The organism is Bradyrhizobium sp. F1.4.3 (genome assembly GCF_040548375.1).
Taxonomy (GTDB): domain Bacteria; phylum Pseudomonadota; class Alphaproteobacteria; order Rhizobiales; family Xanthobacteraceae; genus Bradyrhizobium.
This window is the reverse complement of record NZ_JBEPRN010000021.1, coordinates 62,677-81,121: the sequence shown is the minus strand read 5'-3', so window position 1 is coordinate 81,121 and position 18,445 is coordinate 62,677. Positions and strand designations below refer to the sequence as shown.

Genomic DNA, 18,445 nt, shown 5'->3' with positions numbered 1-18,445 from the left:
AATTCTTCAATATTGTGACGTTGCTCCAATTCGTGAGACGTACCAATGGTTTCATCGGTTCACGTCGGTATGTGGAAGATTTCGCGGCCTTACGCGATCAGCCGCGAGGCGAAATCGGGCAACAGGCCCGCGTCGCCGGCAAGCCGGAAATCGGTCCCCGCAATGCCTGTTTGCGCCAGCCAGTCGTCGAACTCCGGCGCGCGGGCCGCACCGAACACGTCGCGGACATAGAGCGCGTCGTGAAAAGACGTCGACTGGTAGTTCAGCATGACGTCGTCGGCGCCCGGCACCCCCATGATGAAGGTGACGCCGGCAGCAGCGAGCAGCGTCAGGAGATTGTCCATGTCGTCCTGGTCCGCCTCGGCATGGTTGGTGTAGCAGATGTCGATCCCGAGCGGCAGGCCGAGCAGCTTTCCGCAAAAGTGATCCTCGAGCCCCGCCCGGATGATCTCCTTGCCGTCATAGAGGTATTCGGGGCCGATGAAGCCGACCACGCTGTTGACCAGCAGCGGGGCAAAGGCCCGGGCGACAGCATAGGCGCGTGCCTCGCAGGTCTGCTGGTCGACGCCATGATGCGCATTGGCCGACAGCGCCGAGCCCTGCCCGGTCTCGAAATACATCACGTTCTGCCCGACCGTGCCGCGCTTTTGCGACAGTCCGGCCGCCTGCGCCTCCTTCAGCAGAGCGAGGTCGATGCCAAAACTGCGATTGGCGGCCTCGGTGCCGGCGACCGACTGGAAGACGAGATCGACCGGCACGCCCTGCCCGATCAGCGACAGCGTCGTCGTGACATGGGTCAGCACGCAGCCCTGGGTCGGAATCTCCAGCCGCGCGATGATCTCGTCGAGCAGCCGCAACAATTGGGTGATCACGGCGGGGTCGTCGCTCGCCGGATTGATGCCGATGCAGGCGTCACCGGCGCCAAGCAGGAGGCCGTCGAGGATCGAGGCCGTGATGCCCCTGGCATCGTCGAAGGGATGATTGGGCTGGAGCCGCGTGCTCATCCGACCCTTCAGGCCGATGGTGTTGCGGAAGGCGGTGATCACCTCGCATTTGCGCGCCGCCAGGATCAGGTCCTGGTTGCGCATCAGCTTCGAGACCGCAGCGGCCATTTCCGGGGTGACGCCCCGCGCCAGCTTGCGCAGCACTTCGGGCGTCGCGGCATCCGACAACAGCCAATCGCGAAAGCCGCCGACCGTCAGCGAGGCGACCGGCGCGAAGGCCTTCACGTCATGGCTGTCGATGACCAGGCGGGTGACCTCGTCGACCTCATAGGGGATGACGGCTTCCTGCAAGAATTGCCCGAGCGGGACGTCGGCGAGCGCCATCCGCGCCGCGATCATCTGCTCGGCACTCGCGGCCGCAATGCCGGCCAGCCGATCGCCGGAGCGCGGTGGCGTCGCCTTGGCGAGGAGGTCGCGCAGATCGGGGAATGTGTAGGTCGTGGCGTCGATGGTGTGGCGGTAGACCAAAGGCACCTCCGCAGGTTCGTCGGCCAATGACCGACTCCAGATCGATTTTAGAGGCGGCCCTGACGTCAGGGAATACGCGCTTGGCGGCTTCCGTGCACGCCGATGTTTGGGGCATTCCGGGCGATCCCCGGGTCGATCTGCCGGAAACCGATAAGATCACTCCAGATTACTGAGATAGCACGTATTTCCCTCGGCCGGGGGACGTGCACCCCAGGCTTGCGCGTTAACGCGACGTCCATCTTCATTCTGCATAGTTTTACATCAATTTTACACGACCGCGCTCTCCGGCCGCTTCCGGCCATTCGGGCCCCGAACACCATGACAACCGACCGATCTGGGAATGCCACCGGCCTGGCAGGCCGTTTCACGCTTGCCACCAAGCTCTACGCGATCTTCGCGCTGTTTGCTCTGCTCACGGCGGCGATCGCGATGCTGTCCGACTACAACAGCCGCCGCAGCGCCGAGCTGACCGCCGCGATCGAGACGGCGAACGCGGCCGCGCTGAACGTCGAGCGCGTCAACTCGCTGGTCTATGCGGTCGTGATGGAGTCGCGCGGCGTCTACATGTCGACCGAGCCGGCCGTCGTGAAGAAATACGGCGAGGGCCTGCTCAAGTTCAACGCGCAGATCCTCGACGTCGTGAAGCGCTGGGAAGCCATTGTCAAAACCGACGATGCCGAGCAGTTCGCCACCTTCAAGAAGCGCATCGAGCAGTTCGTCGACTTCCGCAAGGAGCTGGTCCGCCGCGGCATCGAGATCGGCCCGGCCGCGGGCCGCGAATGGGGCGACAACGACGCCAACCGCGCCGTGCGTTCGGCGCTGAACAAGGATCTCGAGGCGCTGTCCAAGGTCTATGCCGAGCGCGCCAGGCAGATCGCGCAGCAGACCGAGACCAACCGCATCCTGTCGCTGGTGCTGACCTGCCTCGGCGGCGTCGCGCTGGCTCTCGTCGTCATCGGCATCGTCATCATCGCCCGTTCGATCGCGCGGCCGCTCGCCGCGATCACCGCAACCATCAAGCAGGTTGCCGACGGCGCCGAGAATGTCGTGGTGCCGCACTGCGGCCGAGCCGACGAGATCGGCGCGCTCGCCCGCGCTATCCAGGTCTTCCAGGACGCGATGGGGCGCAACCGCAACCTCGCCTCGCAGGTCTCGCAGGACTCAGCTTCACGCGAACAGCGCGCCCGCCACATCGAAAGCTCCGTCGAAGAGTTTCGCGATGCGATCGGCGCGGTCATGCGCGGCCTCACCAACAACGCTTCGGTCATGCGCGAGACCGCGCAGACCATCACGCGCGTCACCGCGGATGCCAATAGCCGCGCTGGCACCGCGGCGAACGCCACCGAACAGGCCTCGCGCAACGTCACCGCAGTGGCCAGCGCTGCGGAGGAGTTGTCCGCGTCAGTCGAAGAGATCGGCCGCCAGGTGCGGCAGAGCGCCGGCGCGGTCGAGCAAACCGGCCAGCGCACCGAGAAATCGATCACCGAGATCGAGAGCCTTGCCGCAGCAACCCAGCGCATCGACGGCGTGCTCAATCTCATCCAGGCGATCGCCGAGCAGACCAATTTGCTCGCGCTCAATGCCACCATCGAGGCTGCACGCGCCGGCGACGCCGGCCGCGGCTTTGCCGTCGTCGCCCATGAAGTGAAGGCGCTGGCAGGGCAGACCGCCAAGGCGACCGCCGACATCAGCGAGAATGTCGCCATGATCCAGGCCTCCACCCGCAACGCGGTCGACGCCGTGCGCGAGATCGGCGGCGCGGTGCGCGAGATCAACGAGGTGACGTCGGCGATTGCCGGCGCCGTCGGCCAGCAGGACGCCGCCACGCGCGAGATTTCCTCCAACGCGCAATCGGCAGCTCAAGGCAACGAGACGCTGGTCGCCAACATCACCTCGCTGCGCGACGCCATCGGCGAGACCGATACGGCGGCATCCTCCGTGCTGACGGCGGCGAGCAGCCTGACCGCGACGGCGGAGACGCTGTCGCGCGAGGTCGAGAAGTTCTTCCAGAACTTGCGGTCGGACAACCGCGCCGCCAAGGCGGGGTGACGGCGCATCCACCGCTGTCGAAGCCGGCGGCGGGCATGCTCTGACAAAAAAACTCGAAAACAACCCCATGCACAGTAGCCGGTGTCAGCTTTATCAATGGCTTGACTGCCGATGCGACAGCTGCTGATTTTACGAAATGCGTTTGACTCGTCGGGCAAAACACCGGCATGATCGCATCATGGCGGTGTCGCCGTCCCACCCTAACAAGCCCCGCCCTCACACCGTCAGAAGCGTCTTGATCGCGCGGCGCTGGTCCATCGCCTTGTAGCCTTCTGCGACCTTGTCGATCGGCAGCGTGAGATCGAACACCTTGCCCGGCTGAATGCGTCCTTTGATCACCCGGTCCATCAGATCGGGCAAGAACCGCCGCACCGGAGCCGGGCCGCCCAACATCCGGCGCTGCCCGAAAAACAAAGCTTGGCCTTCGAAAGTCACGCCATGGGGAACGCCGACATAGCCGATGCTGCCGCCCGGACGCGCGCATTCGAGAGCCTGCGACATGGCTTCCTGGGTGCCGACGCATTCGAGCACCGAGTCGGCGCCGACGCCCCGGGTCAGCTCCTTGACGCGCGCGATGCCTTCGGCGCCGCGCTCGACCACAATATCGGTCGCGCCGAAATCTTTGGCCAGACGCTGCCGCGTCTTGTGGCGGCTCATGGCGATGATGCGCTCCGCGCCCAGTTCTTTCGCCGCGAGCACGCCCATGAGGCCGACCGCCCCGTCGCCGACCACCACGACCGTTGAGCCTTCTTTCACGTTTGCAGCGTCCGCTGCGTACCAGCCGGTCCCGAGCACGTCAGAGGTCGCGAGCAGATGTGGGATGAGTTCGCTTCCCGGCACCTCCCTCGTCGCGACGAGCGTGCCGTCCGCAAGCGGTACACGTGCGTAAGGCGCCTGCGCGCCCGACATGAACTCGCGCTGTTCACATGACGACTGAAAACCGAACTTGCAATGCGGGCAGGTATTGTCCGAAAGGCAGAACGAGCCGACGACGAACTGGCCGGGCCTGATGGTCCGCACCGCGCTACCGACTTCGACGACGACGCCGCAATATTCGTGACCCATGTGCGCAGGACCTTCATTCGGCTGAAGCCCGCGATAGGGCCAGAGGTCTGAGCCGCAGATGCAGGTTGCCGACAGCTTGATGATGGCGTCGGTCGGGTTGATGATTCTGGGATCGTCGACGGTTTCGTAACGGACATCGCCGGGTCCGTAGAGGACGGTTGCTTTCATTGCTATTCTCCTTTTCCGGCGTGGTCGCCGTACTGTTCGTCGCTTACCTTCTCCATCCACGCGACCGGGCTGCCGCCGAGCGCCTCCTGAATGGCGATATGGCCCATGGCCGTGTTTGCAGACGCGCCGTGCCAGTGTTTTTCGCCTGGCTCGAACGTCACCACGTCGCCCGGGCGGATCTCCACGATCGGACCGCCCCACCGCTGCACGCAGCCAAGGCCGGAAGTGACACTGAGCGCTTGGCCAAACGGGTGCGAGTGCCACGCCGTCCGCGCGCCGGGCTCAAAGGTGACGTGGGCGCCGGAAACACGAGAAGGATCGACGGCCTGAAACAAAGGATCAACGCGGACCGCGCCGGTGAAATACTCCGCCGGGCCCCGGGCTGAAGGTTGAGAGCCTGCTTGCTTTATTTGCATCTAATGCCTCCTTGAGGTCGTCGCTACAACGCGTGCCAGTGACCTAAGGCGCGCCTGTTTTCGACATTGTGAAGAACCTCCCGAGAGTTTCGTCACAGGGCCGAGCTTGCCGACGGACAAGGAGTGCATTGCAAGTCAAGCTTTGCCTTGCGGCGAAGCGCTCCGATCAGGATGACGGAAGACGAGAGAGCGAGGATGACGGCGCTGAACAGGAAAGTGGCCCGATAGCCGCTGCTATCGAACAGCACGCCGCCGCCGGCCGCTCCCGTGGTAATGGCCAGTTGCACCACCGCCACCATCAGGCCGCCGCCTGCTTCCGCATCATCGGGCAGCGCCTTGCTGACCCATGTCCACCAGCCCACGGGCGCCGCCGTCCCAATGAAGCCCCACAGGAACATCAGCGGGGCAATTGCAATCGGTGACGAGCCGAATGCCGTCACTGCGACGGCAACCAGAGCCATCGCGAGCGGCATGACAATGAGGGACGCGTAGAGACGTTCGCGGATGACGAACCCGATGATCGACGTGCCGATGAGGCCCGCAACGCCCATGAGGAGAAGAAGCGCCGAGATCGTGGTGACATCGACGCGCGTCACCGTTTCGAGGAACGGCCGCAAATACGTGAAGAGTGCGAACTGTCCGAGGAAGAACAGCGCCGCTGCGAGCATGCCGTAAGGCACTTGCGGGCGGCGCAAGACCTTGAACGCTGCCGTCGCACTGCCCCGCTTCTGGATCGGCATTTTGGGCAGCGTGAGGAATTGCCAGACAAAGGTCAGCGCGGCGACGGGAACAACACAGAAGAACGCACCGCGCCAGCCGATGTACTGACCGAGAAAGCTGCCGAGCGGCGCGGCAATCGTGGTCGCGAGCGCATTGCCGCCATTCAGAACTGCAAGAGCGCGCGGCACATCGGTGGTCGGGACCAGGCGGATCATCGTCGCGGCGGACAGCGACCAGAAACCGCCAATCGTGACCCCGACAAGCGCCCGTCCGGCGATGAAGACAGGATAATTGGGAGCAAAGGCTACGATGACGCCGGACACTAGCATCAGGCCGGTCAGCCACAGCAAGAGCGAGCGACGATCGAAACCAGACGTCGCCGCTGAAATAAGCAGACTGGCCAGAACGGCAAACAGCCCCGAAACGGAAATTGCCTGTCCTGCCTGTCCTTCCGTCAGGTGAAGGCCGCTGGCGATCGGCGTGAGCAGACTGACTGGCATGAACTCGGACGCGACGAGCGTCGAGGCGCAAAGCGACAGCGCGAAAACCGCACTCCACGCGGCCATTGGCTGCGTGGCCTTCTGATTGGTCGTGACTTCCATCGGGTATCCATGTGTCGAGAAGCGCCCAAATTGGCGCTGTTCATGGCAACACATAGGGCCGGGGGCGGCGTTCGATTAGCCGACATAATTTGCTTGCATTGATCGATCTGGGCCATGAATAGTAGAAGCATGGCAACCCAGGATTTCAACGATTTGCTGGCTTTCGTAGCCGTCGCCCGCGAGCGCAGCTTTACGAAGGCCGCCGCGAAACTGGGCGTCGTGCAGTCGACGCTCAGCCATACCATCAAGCGCCTGGAATCGCAGATGGGCCTGCGTCTCCTCACGCGTACGACCCGGAGCGTCGGCCTGACCGAAGCGGGCGAGCGGCTTCAGGCGTCGGTTGCGCCCCGCATCGAAGAAATCGAGCGCGATATCGCGGCGCTGATGTCCCTGCGCGACAAGCCGTCGGGCACCGTCCGGATCACGCTCTCGGATCATGCGCTTGACACGGTCGTCTGGCCAAAGCTGTCGCCGGTGCTGAAAAAATACCCCGATCTCAAGGTCGAGTTCAGCCTCGACACGGCCTTCCGCAACATCGTCGAAGACGGTTTCGATGCAGGCATCCGCCTTGGGGAGAGCCTCGAGAAAGATATGATCGCCGTGCGCATCGGCCCGGATTGGCGGCTTGTCGCGGTCGCCTCGCCCGCATATCTGAGCGAGCATCCCAAACCAAAGCATCCGCAGGATCTCTTGAATCACATCTGCATCAAGCGGCGTGAGGCGGCCGGCGGCCATTATGTGTGGGAATTCGCCAAGAACGGTCCTGACTTGCGGGTACGGGTCGAGGGGCAAGTGACCTTCAACGATTCACGCGCGATGATCGATGCCGCCGTGAAGGGCTTCGGCATCGCCTATGTCCCCGAAGACATGGTGGCGCAGCACGTCAGGTCCGGAGAACTCGTCATCTTGCTCGACGACTGGTCGCCGAAGTTCGATGGCTACTATGTCTATTATCCAACCTCGCGCCAGAACTCGGCTGCATTCAAAGTGATTGTCGACGCGCTGCGGCATCATGAAATACGGCAAGGAAAACGCGGCTCGTAGCCGGGAGATTGCCATCTATGAGTACAGGCTCGAAGGAGGAACGGCCGCGCCTGCGCGATCTCACCAACGATTCGATCTCCTCCCACCGAGCCCTGTTCGGCGAGCGGCTTGCCGAAGGATATGCGGGAGACCGCGCACCGTCACATCTATTCCAGCGTGCGCCGGGTGCAGCCAGTCAACCGCATGCGGCGGAGGATGGCGCTTCGACGCAGGCGCTTTCGCCCGCTCTTCGGCCTATTCCTGCCGTGCCGGGCGTCGTCGAAACAGGATGCGCTCCTGCATTGCCGCAAAGGTCGCATCCGCATTTGTCTCGGTCGTCATCAGCGAGACCACGATCGCGATACCGAACGACAGCGGCATGCAGATGATGGCCGGATTGCGCAGGGACACCAACCATCAGGCATTTTCGACCTGCGTCAGCGCCTTGCCGAGGACATCGACCTGAATGGTCGGCGACAGCACAATCAAAGGCTGGGGGATCGTGAAGGTGAGGATGGCGTCCGATCGAACATCCAGCATTTCATCGGAAGCTTCTATCTGGCGATGTACTATACGGGCTAGTCATGCCGCTTCCATCCGACTGGAATGTTGCAAGCGGGGCAAAAGGCGAAGTGCCGGCCCGAGCCTGCTGCGTCCGCCTACGCAGCGATGACTCAAGGACGGGCTTTGTAAAACCTGCCCCATCCTTGCGTGCTTCGACAACGAAAAGCCCCGGCACGGGAGCCGAGGCTTGCGATGCAGCCCGCGTACATCCGGCGAGCCAATCGTCGAGCGGAAGACTAGCAACGGATTTTGAACGGATGATGACGGGGTTTTTGCCCACAGAATGTCGCGGTGCGCCGGAACCAAACAGCGGCAAGCATCCGCGATTCGATCACCTCGTCGGCACGGGCAAACCAACAGAGAATCACCCGATCTCGTCACGAACATAGACCTCCACCCGTTCGAGCAGACGATCAATCGAATCACTGGCGGTATCGAGCACCAGATGATCTCGATCCCACGGTTCATAATGTCGGCTGATTGACCTTCAAAGCGCGAGACCTTCGCCTCATCGCTTCGTTTTCGAACTGGACGATCCCGTCCGGGGCCGAGTTGTCGATGAATTCAGCCACAAAGGCGCGCCCGATATCGTCCTGCTCGATCGTGCCAAAAGATCCCGGAATAAGTCGCCCTAACCAGGCCAGGTAGCCCGGGGTGTGAACATTGCCTGCGATAATTCCTGGACGAAAAATCGCGAGGCGTTGGAAGCCTATCTTCTGGACTGTCTCTTCCTTCAGGCCCATGACCCGCGCATAGCGGATCCTGCTTTTCGAGGTGCTTCCCGCTGCCGAGAGCAGTGAAAAGCGTGTGATGCCGCCGGCATGACAACCGCGCGCAAAGCCGCCGACGACGCCAATTTCGAGGGCCGCCAGTTCTTCCTCGCTCCACTTCGTGCTGCCTTTGCCGACGCCGACACAGGATGCTCCGTAGACGGAATCACCTAGCGCGAACATAGCCTGCGCAAGCGTGGTCACGTCCGCCGGAAACTGAGGAGATGCCGTATCCAGGATCACCTGTCGCACGCGGGAATTGGCATTCGGTGATGCCGCCCTGCGATTGACCATCACGACCTCGGCGCACGACGGCTCCGCCGCGAGTGCACGCACCACCGCATCTCCGACCTGTCCGGTGCCGCCGATGATCAAGACACGAAATGCCATTTAAGCCTTCATCGAGTTCGTAGGATGGGTAGAGCGAAGCGAAACCCATCAAGCTTCATCCTCACAATCGGATCGAGCTGACAATACCAGAGACCGCGTCCGCCGAGGACGCGCTGGGTTTCGCAAGCGCTCAATCCATCCTACGGGCTGCAACCCCTCGACCTGCCGTGCTCGTCTTCAGTGGCCCGGTCCCGGAAGGCCGCTTGGTCGGGGCCAATCCGATCGCAGATTGCTCGGATTATTTGGATCAACCAAGTCTTGTCGCAAAATAAAATTGCCTCTGTGAGGCACAATTGTCGGCGGTGAACTTCTCCGAACATCGTTGATCTGCGTACGCATCGTATCCGCGGCCTGCGCAGAAGCAGTCATTGGGCATGTCACCGCCCAAGTCACGACAAGGATTATCGCTCCATTCATCTTCCCGTCCTCTCCAAATCTGGATGTGCAATAGCTAAGCAGGGATACTTGGCTCTCCGCGTCGTGATCGAATTCGCTCAAGGCAATTCGCACTTCCCGTGCGAGTTCGATGAGCGCGAGGGCGAAGGCACCTCGGGAAATCATGAACAGGACGGCAATACCGCGGTCGAGCATCTTGTTCTGCGCCCGCGCCGCGGCGCGACACCAGCCCCGCGGACACCCGTGGCAACTTCGCCGATAAAGGTCTCGCAATCTCACAAGATTGGTCGCATTGAGCGAGCGAACCTTGACTCAGATCAAGCCCGAAGGCGCCCCCCCGCCATCGGCCGATCAGGTCGAAATCGGAGAGCGATTGGGATAGTCGTCCCGGATCCATCGCAGCTCTCCGCGCCGCGAAAAACGCAGCCAAATTGCAGGCCGCCAGTGACTGCGTGCGCCAGCGTTGCCGTCGTTCCCGTTCACGGTGGCAGAATTGCTGCTGTCTGGTCGATGAGTTCGGCGCCGGGTGCGGATTGATGCGACCGCGCAAAGACGAACCGGGATGTCGCGGGTATTTCGGCCCCGGCTCTGCCGTCCTGACCGATCAGGATCAATCCGGCTCCGCCATTTGCCACATTCAGAATGATTGGCTCGCCGCTCCAGGTCTTGATCGGCTCCATTCCGATGATGAGAAATTCGCCCATAGGCTGGTCGAAATACTGGATGCGCAATTGCGGGCCGACCTCGGCCGCGGCAAGTTCAAAGCCGAGCTGTCGAGCGCGCGCGTAAACGTCGGCCAGGCTCACCGTATCGGACGTGAACCCAAGCTGGGCTGGCGTTACGACGACAAGCTCCACGTCTGTCTTGCGAGAGCCAACAGCGAATGCCGGTCGAGCAAGAATTTCAGAGGCCTGTCCCCCGACATTGCAGCCCATACTATCCAGCTCGTTGCGCAGCGTAATCGACCCGGCAAATGTGCCAATCGCAATCGTCTTCCATGTCGCAACATCGCGGGCGGAGTTGATAGGCAGCTGGGAAGGTTGGGCGGTACGTGTCTTGAGCTTGAGCTGGTTGCGCAAGACATCCCGGGCCGCGCATTGAGCCCACGTGGTATCGGCGAATTGAACAACGCTAGCTGCACATAGCATGAATGCTATGAAGTAAAGGCCAACTGATGCTGCGCTGGAACGAGCTTTACCTGCCGCGCAATCGGCTCGGCTTGTCAGAATAAACATGGCGAAATCGCTTTTCGATAACGCGCGACAGAAAAAAGCCCGCCTCCGAGTCAATGGGAAGAACGGAGGGCACTAACGTCAATCAAAACTGCCCGGCCGACTTTGAAATGCGTCCGAAAGCGGGGCCTATGGCTTCAAGTATTCCAATTTCAAAAATGGCCGGCGGCAGTCCGTAAGCCTGATCACCCGCCCGCCTCATCAGACCAAATTGGGAATGATGCAGTTGAAAAATAGCACCAACGTTACGTCGGCTCAACACCGGAGGCCAGCCGTGGGTCGGTCGCGGCCGAAATAGGCTGTCCGCCCGCTGCGTCTCATTGCCACATCTGGCGAAAGAATCGGCTGGTCCGAAAGAGGCCCCTGAGCGGAAGTCGCTTGTGCGCTGAAGAGGCCGCCAACTGGGGCTGTCCTCATGTCTCTCCGGATTTTTCGCGGCACCCAAACGCCCCGCACCTGATCCGCCGCGTCGGCCACCTTGATGCCGTGAACCTGCGTCTGCGTGATTTCGGCGACAAGGCGGCGAAGCATGTCACTGCCTATCCGGCCATCACCCCGCCGCGCCTGATCAACTCCTTCCCCATCGCGGCCAGATGCACCTGGTCCGGTCCGTCACCGATGCGGATGAAGCGGGCGTAGACATAGGCGCGCGCCAGGAACGTGTCTTGCGAGACGCCGGCAGCACCGTGAATCTGGATGGCGCGGTCGATGACACGGGCGGCCATGCTGGGCACCACGATCTTGGCCGCGGCGATCAGGTCGCGCGCGGACTTGTTGCCTTCGCGGTCCATCTTGTCGGCGGCTTGCAGCGTCAATAGCCGCGCCTGCGCGATCTCGCAGAAGGAGTGCGCGATGTCCTCCTTCACCGAGCCCTGCTCGGCCAGCGGCTTGCCGAAGGCCGTGCGCGACACCGCGCGCTGGCACATCAATTCCAGCGCACGCTGGGCGCAGCCGATCAGCCGCATGCAGTGATGGATACGGCCGGGGCCGAGCCGTCCCTGCGCGATCTCGAAGCCGCGCCCCTCGCCAAGCAGGATGTTTTCCGCGGGCACGCGGACGTTCTCGTAGACGATCTCGGGATGGCCGACCGGTGCGTCGTCATAGCCGTAGGTGAGCATGTCGCGGACGATGCGCACCCCTAGCGTCGCCTTCGGCACCAGGATCATGGATTGCTGGCGGTGCCGGTCGGGATGATCGGGCGCGGTCTTGCCCATCACGATCAGGATCTCGCAATCCTCGTTCATTGCGCCGGAGGTGAACCATTTGCGGCCGTTGATGACGTAGTCGCGGCCGTCGCGCCTGATCTCGCACTGGATGTTGGTGGCATCGCTGGAGGCGACCTGCGGCTCCGTCATCGAGAAGCCGGAGCGGATGCGCCCATCCAATAGCGGTTTCAGCCAGCGCTCCTGCTGCGCGGACGTGCCGTAATGGCTAAGCACCTCCATGTTGCCGACATCGGGCGCCGAGCAATTGAAGACCTCGGGCGCCCAGAGGATGCGGCCCATGATCTCCTTCACCGGCGCATATTCGAGGTTGGTCAGCCTTGGGTTGGTAAGATCTGGGCCGTGCTCGCCGGAGAGAAACAGGTTCCAGAGCCCCTGCTCACGCGCCAGCCGCTTCAGGTCCTGCAAGACTTGCGGTGTCCGGTAGCGTACGGCTTCCGGCTTCACCTGCTCGTAATAGAGCTCCTCGACCGGCTCGACATGCGTCCGCATGAACTGGCGAACGCGCTCCTGGAGCTCCAGCGAACGTTCGGAGTGTTGAAAGTCCATTGTCGTCTCCCGGTCGCTCGTCCCGCGCGTCAGGTGCCGCGCAGCAGCTCGCTCGCCACGATCCAGTCGTTGCCGTCGAACTGGAGCATATACCCGTCCTTGATCGGGCGGAAATCCTGTGGCGTGGTGTTGAGCGTGATGCCGGGCAAGAGCAGCGACAGCGGCACGTTCTTCAGGTTGGAGGCCTGCGCCATGATGTTCTCACGCGTCAGATTGTCCTTGCACTGCTTCAGCACCACCACCAGCGCTTCGGCGACGGTATAGCCGTAGAGCGCGGCGACGTTGTTGATGTCGGCATTGGGCAGGCGCCGCTTCATGAAGTCGATATAGGTCGACATAGCCGGATCGTCCTTTGGCTCAGCCGTGAACGGCTTGAGCGAGCCAAGCGACAGGACGCCGTTGCCGGCATCGAGGCCCGCCGGCGCCATCACGGTCGCCTTGTTGGCGCAGCCCGAGGCGAGGAAGCGCGTCGCTTGCCAACCGACCTCATGGGCTTTCCGGATCGCCTGCGCGCAGGCGCGCGGCGTCACCGAGTAAATCATGAAGACGTCGGCCTTGGTGTTGGCGAGCGTCAGCACCTGGGAATCGACGGTGGGATCTGTAACCTCGAAGCTCGAGGCCATCGCGATCGCCTTGTCGGCATCGGCGCCGAGCGCTTCCTTGACGCCGCGGAAATATTCCTTGCCGGCGTCGTCATTCTGGTAGAGTACCGCAAACCGCGCGTTCGGGTTTTTGGCGCGGGCATAGGCGACATCGATCGCAGCCTCGCTGGTGTAGTTCGGCGCCCAGGGCAGCGCCATCGACCAGGGCATGTTGGCGGGGTCGTTCCACTTCGAGGCCGAGCTGATCAGAAAGAGCTGCGGCACCTTATTGCTGTTGAGATATTTTGCGATCGCCGAGCTCGGCGCGGTGCCCATGGTCGCGAAGATGAAGGCGACGCCGTCGCCTTCGACCAGACGCCGTGCGGCTTCCATCGTCTTCGGCGGCGAGAACGCGTCATCAAGGGACAGCAAATTGAGCTTGCGGCCGTTGACGCCGCCCTTCTCGTTGATCTCGTCGAAATAGGCCGTGAGCACCCGGCCGGTGATGCCGAGCGGCGACGCGGGGCCGCTATAGGGCATGGTATTGCCGATCTTGATCTCGGTGTCGCTGACGCCGGGACCGTAGGATTTTTGCGCGGAGACGGGCGTCGATAGACAGGCGACAGCCAGCGCTGCGGCCAGGGCCAAAGCGGCTTTCATGGTTTCTCCCCAGTGATTATCATCCGCGCGGCGAAGCGAACGCGCAGCGTGCCGCTTTTATCGGCGCGTCAGATCAGCGGAGTTCCGCAAGACGGTCTTGCGTCGAGTTGCTGGTTTACCCGACGCTCCGTTTCGAACCTGCGTAGGAGCGCCGCAGCAACGCGAACAGGCTGCCGCCAGTTACCGCGCCAAGCAGATAGACCACGATGGTGTGGACCGCGAGCGGCAGGCTGACGTTCATCTTGAAGAACGAGATCGTGACCGTCTCGAGATTCTGTGCGGCAAAAATCAATGTCACGGCGGCGAGCACCACGATGACGGCGAGATGAACCCAACGCATGAATGATCCCCTCCGGCGATGCGGACGCCGTTACCAGACAGATCCTTGACAGTGCCTAGCCGCGTCGCCGCAGGCTGAAGCCCAAGCTGACCCAGCCCGCCCCCGCCATGATCAGGTCGATGCCGAGGAACAGGCCGAGAATATAGACGCTGTTGACCGGCCAGCGCGCCAGGATCAAGAGCCCGAGCAGCAGCGTGATGACGGCAGACAGCGCCACCCAGACCCACGGGCTTTCGCGCTTCATGCTGAAGGCGAGAAACAGCCGGACCGCACCGGAGGCAAGCAGCGACGCGCCGAGGAACAAGGTCAGCAGCGCTGCAGCAAACAGCGGGTTCTCGAAGGTCAGAAAGCCTGCGATGATGTAGAGCACGCCGAGCAAGGCCCAGATCACGAACTTGCCCCAGCTCTTCATCTGGAATGCGCCGATCACCTCGGTGACCCCGGCGACGATCATCATCGCGCCAACCACGATCACGCTCGCCACCGTCGCCATCACCATGCTGCCGAGCGCGACGAAGCCGGCGATGAGATAAACGACGCCCAGCGCGACGATCCAGCCCCACTTGGCGTGCAGCGCGGCAATGCCTGATCCCAGGCCCAGGTTTGGAGACGTATCCGAAGCACTTGTCATGACGGCTACTCCTGCATGCGAAGCCCAGAGCACAGCTCAGGATAGCACGAGCCGCGCCGGGACGACAGCCAGCAGAGCAGCGCCCGCGGGAGCCGACATTGACGCAAGTCAAGGGTCGGGCTCCTCACGCCCGCGACCGCTCCATGTCCAGCTCAGCCTTGAGATTGTCGAGATCGCGATAAATTGAAGCGACCGCGAGCACGCGGCCGCCGCTGCGGTACTTCAGCAGGCAGTCCTTGCCGGAGATGCTGCCGTCGACCGCGATGTCGTCAAAGCTCTCCGCATGGCCGACATAATTGATCGGCACGTCGTAGTGCTGCGACCAAAAGAACGGCACGGCGTCGAATCGCTCCTGCCGGCCGAGCATGTTGCGCGCCGCGGTCTGGCCCTGCCGCTCCGCCACCACCCAATGCTCGACGCGGATGTTTTGCCTCGAATGCGGATCTGGCCAGCGCGCGATATCGCCGGCGGCGAAGATGCCTGGCGCGCTGGTCTCGAGATATTCGTTCACGCTGACGCCGCGATCGGTTGCCAGCCCCGCCTGCTCGGCGAGTGCAAGGCGCGGCTTGACACCGATGCCGATCACGACGAGGTCGGCCTCGATGACACCGCCGCTCTTCAGCGTCGCGCGGTGCCCGTCGATCCTCTCCACGGTGTCCTTGAGGTGGAAGTTGACGCCGTTCTCTTCATGAAGCGCGCGAACGAAGTCGCCCATCTCAGGTCCGAGCACGCGCTCCATCGGCCGCTCCTCCGGCGCGACCACGTGTACCTCGAGCTTGCGCGCCCGCAAGGAGGCTGCGACTTCAAGGCCGATGAAGCTGGCGCCGATCACAAGCGCGCGCTTCGCGCTGCCCGCCGCCTTGATGATGGCGCGACTGTCGGCCACGGAACGTAAGGTATGGACATGAGGCTGGCCGGCGCCGGGGATCTGGAGCTTCGCCGGCTCTGCGCCGGTCGCAAGCAGCAGCCGGTCGAACGGCATCTTGTCGCCATTGCCCAGCATCAAGCTGCGCGCCTTCGGGTCGATCGCGGAAACGTTGGTGTTGAGCCTGAGATCGATGCCGGCGTCCCGATAGTAGTCCTCGGGCCGCAACGGCAGCCAATCCTCAGGCGCGCTGCCGGCGAGATAGTCCTTGGAGAGGTTCGGCCGGTCGACCGGCATCGCGCCATCATTGCTGAGCATGGTGGTGGCGCCGGCAAAGCCCTCCCGACGAAGCGTCTCGGCCGCCGTGAAGCCGGCCGCGCCGCCGCCGACGATGACGATGACGAATTTTTCGGGCGCCGCCGCCGCGCGGTGCGAGGTTGATGGTTTCGGCATCTCGCGCTTGCGCTGAACCAGGATCCTGTCCTGATCGCGGGCAACCTCCCACACCGCGAGCGCATTCAGCGCCGGCGGTCGCGTGGCCTCGCCGGTGCGCAAGGAGAAGCAGGCATGGTGCCAGGGACAGCGGATGGTGTCGCCGACCACCAACCCTTCGGCGAGCGGGCCGTGATAGTGACTGCAAGCGGGCTCGATCGCAAAGACCTCGCTGCCGGCCTGCACCAGCAGGACATCCTCCTCGCCGACATGGCCGAGCAGCTTGCCGTCCTTGAATTCGGTCGGCGACACGCCCTTGGTCAGGTCGGGCCCGCTCGGCTTGCTCTCCTCGCTCATGGTCATCTCCCTCGCAACTCACGCTCAGCTCAGGATTTGGACGGCGCTCCTAGCGAAAAGTTCCTCGCGGCCGCCAAAATTCAGATTCACTCCGCAGCCCTGCGCACATCAAGCACGGCTTGCGCCCATTCAGCGGGACGCTCTTGCGGCAGGTTGTGGCCGGTGCCTGCAAAAACGCGCCGCTCGAAAAAGCCCTCGAACTTGCGCGCATGATGGGCGGTGCCGGGATTGACGCCGTCGCTGTCGCCGTCGATCGCGATCGTGGGGACGCGGACCGGCGGCTGGGCTGCAAGCTTCGCCTCGATCCCGGCATAGGCGGGATCACCTGCGACCAGCGCGTAGCGGTGGCGGTAGGAGTGGATCACCACGTCGATGAAATCAGGATTGTCGAAGGACGCGGCGCTCCGCTCGAACGTCGCGTCGTCAAAGGCCCATCGCGGCGACCACATCGACCAGAGCTGGCGGGCAAAGCCGCGCCGGTTGCGCTCCAGTGCACGGCGGCCACGTTCGTTGTGGAAGAGATATTGATACCAGAGTGCCGCCTCCTCCGGCGGCGAAGCCGGCTCCATGGCGCGGGCGATGTTCTGGATGTTGTAGGAATTGCCGGAGACGAGCCCGACCACGCGTTCCGGATGCAGCACCGAGACCACGCAGGCAGCGCGCCCGCCCCAATCGTAGCCGCCGACGACGGCGCGCGCGATCCCAAGCGCATCCATGAAGGCGAGCAGATCGGCCCCCAGCGCCGCCTGCTCGCCGGACCGCAGCGTCCGCGTGGAGCGAAAACGGGTCGGGCCGTAACCACGCAGCCAGGGCACCAGCACCCGCGCGCCCGCTTGCGCGAGGATCGGCGCGGTCTCCGCATAGGCATTCACGTCATAGGGAAAGCCATGGCCCATGATGCAGGGCCAGCCATCGGACGCACCGTAATCAAGGTAGGCGATGTCGAGGATTTCGGTCGTGACTGTTTTTGGTTGCATTCTTGCGACAGCCCTCTGCGAACGAACTCGCTACAATGGCCCGACCTACTTCTGCGGCCCGGACAGCGAGATGTCGCGTTCGGCGCGGAACACGTTGCTGTAGAGATTGGCGATCCACTGCCGGCCGATCTCGGTCTTGTTGAGATAGCCGATCTCGGTCTGGATGTGAGGCGCGACGCTGTTCCAATAGAATTGCGGATAGCGGTTCACGATGTCGGCGGGCGAGTCGTAGCCGAGCTGGCGGTTGATCCCGACCTCCTCGAACTCGTAGTAGAGCGCATTGGCCTTGCGCAGATAGTTGGGATCACCGAGCTGGCCGATGAAATCGGCGGCCCGCAGGATCGAGGCATCGTCGTCGTACTCCTGGCCCTCCCGGGCCGGAAACCGCGTCCCCTCGATGGCGCGAGCGACGCGCTCGCTGTCGAGGCCGCGGATCGGCGGCAGCCGCCGCCTCACAAAAAGTTTCGAGCGATCAACGTGATACATCATGAGACTCGCATCGGATGCGCCGCGCGGCAGCGACACCTTGGTCCCGGCCTCGTCGATCACGAAACCATCTTCGTCGTCCTCCGGAAAGAGACCGCGGACATAGCCGATATCATGGGCAAGGCAGGCGATCAGGATGTGGATGTAATCTTCCGCCGCAAGGTGCGTGTGCAGATTACGTCCCATGAGGATCGCCTGGGCGGCCAGCGTCACCAGCATCGTATGCTCGATGTTGTGGTAGAGCGCATCGCTGTTGCCGATGCATTCCAGCGCCGTGCGCGTCGAGCCCTCCAGCACCCTGGCATAGGACTCGTCGTACCTTCGACGCATGAACGAGCCCAGCATCTTCTCCAGGGTTTCGGCCGCCAGTCTCGGTAACGTCATCATGGATACAGCCCCGTCTGTCGGTGGTGTCCCACGCCAACTCCCGACGTCTCATTCTCGTCCTCGACGCAAGGTCAGCATAGCCCAATCTGG

At 63.1% G+C, this 18,445-nt stretch carries 18 protein-coding genes; 3 read left to right on the top strand and 15 right to left on the bottom strand.

Annotated features, from left to right (window positions below; translation table 11 throughout):
• Positions 1-89 precede the first annotated feature (89 nt).
• Entirely contained in the window at positions 90-1,472 is a 1,383-nt protein-coding gene (locus tag ABIB73_RS33360) for an ethanolamine ammonia-lyase subunit EutB (protein WP_354231237.1), read from the bottom strand.
• A 26-nt stretch (positions 1,473-1,498) separates the two neighbouring features.
• Here ABIB73_RS33360 and ABIB73_RS33355 point away from each other — a divergent pair, with 26 nt between their 5' ends.
• Both ABIB73_RS33355 and ABIB73_RS33350 read left to right on the top strand, forming a co-directional pair.
• Positions 1,499-1,645, top strand: a complete 147-nt coding sequence (locus ABIB73_RS33355; RefSeq protein ID WP_354231163.1) for a hypothetical protein — start codon at positions 1,499-1,501, stop codon at positions 1,643-1,645.
• A 145-nt stretch (positions 1,646-1,790) separates the two neighbouring features.
• The gene (locus tag ABIB73_RS33350) at positions 1,791-3,521 is read left to right on the top strand and encodes a methyl-accepting chemotaxis protein (protein WP_354231161.1); all 1,731 of its coding nucleotides are present in this window, start codon (positions 1,791-1,793) and stop codon (positions 3,519-3,521) included.
• Between the two features lie 216 nt (positions 3,522-3,737).
• Here the strand turns inward: ABIB73_RS33350 and ABIB73_RS33345 are convergent, their stop codons facing one another.
• The 3 genes from ABIB73_RS33345 to ABIB73_RS33335 form a co-directional block, all read right to left on the bottom strand.
• Positions 3,738-4,754 (bottom strand): zinc-dependent alcohol dehydrogenase family protein, encoded by a 1,017-nt coding sequence (locus ABIB73_RS33345; RefSeq protein ID WP_354231235.1) that lies wholly within the window; start codon positions 4,752-4,754, stop codon positions 3,738-3,740.
• A 2-nt stretch (positions 4,755-4,756) separates the two neighbouring features.
• The gene (locus ABIB73_RS33340) at positions 4,757-5,170 is read right to left on the bottom strand and encodes a (R)-mandelonitrile lyase (RefSeq protein ID WP_354231159.1); all 414 of its coding nucleotides are present in this window, start codon (positions 5,168-5,170) and stop codon (positions 4,757-4,759) included.
• Positions 5,171-5,262: 92 nt separating this feature from the next.
• The gene (locus tag ABIB73_RS33335; protein ID WP_354231157.1) at positions 5,263-6,492 is read right to left on the bottom strand and encodes an MFS transporter; all 1,230 of its coding nucleotides are present in this window, start codon (positions 6,490-6,492) and stop codon (positions 5,263-5,265) included.
• A 129-nt stretch (positions 6,493-6,621) separates the two neighbouring features.
• Here ABIB73_RS33335 and ABIB73_RS33330 point away from each other — a divergent pair, with 129 nt between their 5' ends.
• Positions 6,622-7,536, top strand: coding sequence for a LysR family transcriptional regulator (locus ABIB73_RS33330; RefSeq protein WP_354231155.1), 915 nt, complete (start codon positions 6,622-6,624; stop codon positions 7,534-7,536).
• Positions 7,537-7,770: 234 nt separating this feature from the next.
• On the opposite strand, the gene ABIB73_RS33325 is transcribed toward ABIB73_RS33330, so the two are convergent.
• The 11 genes from ABIB73_RS33325 to ABIB73_RS33275 all read right to left on the bottom strand — a co-directional run bounded on the left by ABIB73_RS33325 (position 7,771) and on the right by ABIB73_RS33275 (position 18,355).
• A complete protein-coding gene (locus ABIB73_RS33325; protein WP_354231153.1) occupies positions 7,771-7,926 on the bottom strand; it encodes a hypothetical protein in 156 nt (51 codons plus the stop codon).
• 6 nt (positions 7,927-7,932) lie between these two features.
• Entirely contained in the window at positions 7,933-8,055 is a 123-nt protein-coding gene (locus ABIB73_RS33320) for a hypothetical protein (protein WP_354231151.1), read from the bottom strand.
• Between the two features lie 488 nt (positions 8,056-8,543).
• Positions 8,544-9,239 (bottom strand): NAD-dependent epimerase/dehydratase family protein, encoded by a 696-nt coding sequence (locus tag ABIB73_RS33315; protein WP_354231149.1) that lies wholly within the window; start codon positions 9,237-9,239, stop codon positions 8,544-8,546.
• Positions 9,240-10,114: 875 nt separating this feature from the next.
• Complete coding sequence (locus ABIB73_RS33310; protein ID WP_502918477.1) at positions 10,115-10,870, bottom strand: hypothetical protein; 756 nt, start codon at positions 10,868-10,870, stop codon at positions 10,115-10,117.
• A 536-nt stretch (positions 10,871-11,406) separates the two neighbouring features.
• Entirely contained in the window at positions 11,407-12,639 is a 1,233-nt protein-coding gene (locus ABIB73_RS33305) for an acyl-CoA dehydrogenase family protein (RefSeq protein ID WP_354231147.1), read from the bottom strand.
• Positions 12,640-12,668: 29 nt separating this feature from the next.
• Positions 12,669-13,880 carry an ABC transporter substrate-binding protein gene (locus ABIB73_RS33300; protein WP_354231145.1) on the bottom strand — a complete coding sequence of 404 codons (1,212 nt, stop codon included), beginning with the start codon at positions 13,878-13,880 and terminating at the stop codon, positions 12,669-12,671.
• A gap of 115 nt (positions 13,881-13,995) precedes the next feature.
• Positions 13,996-14,220, bottom strand: coding sequence for a LapA family protein (locus tag ABIB73_RS33295; RefSeq protein ID WP_354231143.1), 225 nt, complete (start codon positions 14,218-14,220; stop codon positions 13,996-13,998).
• Between the two features lie 55 nt (positions 14,221-14,275).
• Positions 14,276-14,851, bottom strand: a complete 576-nt coding sequence (locus tag ABIB73_RS33290) for an HdeD family acid-resistance protein (RefSeq protein ID WP_354231141.1) — start codon at positions 14,849-14,851, stop codon at positions 14,276-14,278.
• Between the two features lie 124 nt (positions 14,852-14,975).
• Positions 14,976-16,505 (bottom strand): FAD-dependent oxidoreductase, encoded by a 1,530-nt coding sequence (locus ABIB73_RS33285; RefSeq protein ID WP_354231139.1) that lies wholly within the window; start codon positions 16,503-16,505, stop codon positions 14,976-14,978.
• An 86-nt stretch (positions 16,506-16,591) separates the two neighbouring features.
• On the bottom strand, positions 16,592-17,482 hold the full coding sequence (locus ABIB73_RS33280; protein WP_354231137.1) for an alpha/beta fold hydrolase: 891 nt from the start codon (positions 17,480-17,482) through the stop codon (positions 16,592-16,594).
• Positions 17,483-17,527: 45 nt separating this feature from the next.
• Complete coding sequence (locus tag ABIB73_RS33275; protein ID WP_354231135.1) at positions 17,528-18,355, bottom strand: HD domain-containing protein; 828 nt, start codon at positions 18,353-18,355, stop codon at positions 17,528-17,530.
• Positions 18,356-18,445: the final 90 nt, after the last annotated feature.